This window comes from Vibrio sp. RM-41-2B (genome assembly GCF_024744415.1).
Lineage (GTDB): Bacteria > Pseudomonadota > Gammaproteobacteria > Enterobacterales > Vibrionaceae > Vibrio > Vibrio diabolicus.
Window position 1 is genome coordinate 1 of the sequence record NZ_JAMQWD010000013.1, and the last position, 2,389, is coordinate 2,389.

The 2,389-nt window shown below is 41.4% G+C and carries 3 protein-coding genes; all 3 read right to left on the bottom strand.

The window, feature by feature from the left end; all coding sequences use genetic code 11:
• Window positions 1–267 precede the first annotated feature (267 nt).
• The 3 genes from NB463_RS09355 to NB463_RS09365 all read right to left on the bottom strand — a co-directional run bounded on the left by NB463_RS09355 (window position 268) and on the right by NB463_RS09365 (window position 2,266).
• The gene (locus NB463_RS09355) at window positions 268–744 is read right to left on the bottom strand and encodes a GNAT family N-acetyltransferase (RefSeq protein ID WP_025558171.1); all 477 of its coding nucleotides are present in this window, start codon (window positions 742–744) and stop codon (window positions 268–270) included.
• A 141-nt stretch (window positions 745–885) separates the two neighbouring features.
• On the bottom strand, window positions 886–1,509 hold the full coding sequence (locus NB463_RS09360) for a DUF5710 domain-containing protein (protein ID WP_042762949.1): 624 nt from the start codon (window positions 1,507–1,509) through the stop codon (window positions 886–888).
• Between the two features lie 121 nt (window positions 1,510–1,630).
• Complete coding sequence (locus tag NB463_RS09365) at window positions 1,631–2,266, bottom strand: CatB-related O-acetyltransferase (RefSeq protein ID WP_258431594.1); 636 nt, start codon at window positions 2,264–2,266, stop codon at window positions 1,631–1,633.
• Between the last annotated feature and the right edge of the window lie 123 nt (window positions 2,267–2,389).

Sequence of the window (2,389 nt, forward strand, 5' to 3'; positions counted from 1 at the left end):
ACTCCATCCACTTTTTGTATATAAGATGGGTCGACGTACTGCTCAATTAATGCAACATCTAACTCTGGCGCCATAAGAACATCTGTAAATAAATTTTTAATAAGTGCTTTTTCTAAACTCATTTCAATTATCACCTCACCAATATTTGCCTAACGCCCAATTAAGGTGTGAGGCACGCAATACCGAAGCTGCCGCATACCACCTAAACCACTAAAACCAACGCATAGTAAAAATGCCACGCGTGCCGAATCACTCTTAAATTGTTTGTTAGGTGCGTAGCCAAAGTTGGTAAAAGTCTGTTTCATCGTGCTTAGGATTCTCACGCACGAACTCCCAACCATGGCGCTTATAGAATGTAAGAGCTCGACGGTTAGTCCGACTTACTGAAAGTACTGCCCGCAAACAACCCGCCTGAATCAAAGTGCTTGCTATATAATCCTGCACTTTTGGAGCGAGTCCTAATCCACGAAAATTCGGTTTTAAGTAAATGAGATGAACATAGCCAGTTTCCGGTTCAGGTGAAAAACTACGAAACTCTAATTGCCCTGCAAACTGACCATCCACAAATACATGGATGTAGAACCATCCTGATGTCGTTAACCGTTCAAAGACTCGTTCACGATAACCACTGATGAAGTCGTCGAAACCATCGTAATGCCCAAAGCTACAAAAGTAGGCATCTTTTCTCGCGGCAACGCATAATTCGAAATCATCAATGTTTATCTGCCGAAAAGCAATTTCCATACTTACCTTTTCCATCAAGCACCTAACGCCCAATTAAGGCGTGAGCAACGCCACCACTTAACTTAACCGATTGCACCGTAAACACTAAAGTTGATTTGAACTAAAAATGCCATGCGTTGCGAATCGCTCTTGAATTGTTTGTTAGGGCTGAAACTCTTTCACTTGCCCATTTTCCAATATATGCTCAACAACCCCGTATGATTCAGATGCTGAGATTTTTACAAATCCACTTTCTTTCAGCCTAGTAATAGAAATATCGGCTGACATTTCTGCACTGATAGGGAAAAAAGCGCCCTCCGGTTCAGAATGCATAAAAAAGTCACCTAGTGGAGCTTTGCAATGTTGACAATGATTCATGTAGTAAAATGAATCGGTCGTTGCGGAATAATCCAAGTAATAACTTTTGAAGTGTAGATCCAAGTATACTCTCAGCCTCTCTGGGAGAAAGCTGACGTATAAATACTTGGTTAAGCCTTCAGAGCGCTCATCACTTTCAATGTCGATTGTGCCATGACTAGCAAAGGTAATGACTTCAGATGGTTTGTCGCACTTCCAGCAAAGCTCTGTCGATTGAAGCAGATAAAATGGAGAGATAGCTTTTTGCGATGCATGTTCATCATAAATCGGTAGCCAATTTTCAAATGGTCCCGTATCTAAACCTTTTGGAACAAACCACTTCTTTCTCTCTGAGTGCCAACGAGCGCCCAAAGACTTTACTTTCTCTTTATCCTCAAATGGAACTTCTAAATATGTTATTTCATCCATAAAAAGCTACCTATTTCGATAAGCCCTAACGCCGCGTTAAGGTGTGACGCACGCTTGGCTACACTTGAGCGAAGCGAAACTGCCAAGCGTGAGGAATCACTCTTAAACGCTTTGTTATGTGCTATTTTTCAGCATCGTAAGTGGCTGCTGCACTCTTTAGTTGTTGAATGTCTGATGCACATAGATATCGCTTTAAAGCTTCAAACTTCTCTATGGGCCAATCATAGATTTGCATTTTCAACAGCTCGGCAATTACCGATTCGTCAAAACGATATTTGACTAATTTTGCAGGCGTGCCACCAACAACACTATAAGGGGCGACATCTTTAGTTACCACGCTATTTGCAGCAACTATGGCTCCTTCTCCGATTGTCACGCCAGGCATAACCATTGACCTCATCCCAAGCCATGCACCATCATGGATAAAGGTATCACCTTTACCTATATATGCTTCATCTATGTAGTCCATAAATGGATATAAACAGAACCAATCTGCCCTATGGGTGTGGTTACCACCCATTAAGATAACTGCCTCTGCGCCGATGCAAACGTAATCACCAATATGGAGTTTATCGATTTCCCATCTAGGCTCCCAATCGCGACTCACTTCATCACCATGAAGATACCGAACAACAGATTCCTCAAATCCATTGTCCCAGCAGTCACTGTAATAACTGTGAGTGCCTTTGATAGAAATATTAGGGTTAGTTACTACCTCATGGAGTAACTGAAATCTTGACCAATGCTTCTTTTGCATACTAAACCTCAAGCTAATGTTAAATAGTAAGAATTATTGAAATAACACTATGCCGTCAGTGAATGCGTGGCTGCTTTAAAAGAGGAATAAGTTTCATGAAAAAAACACCGTGAATTGGAAGAC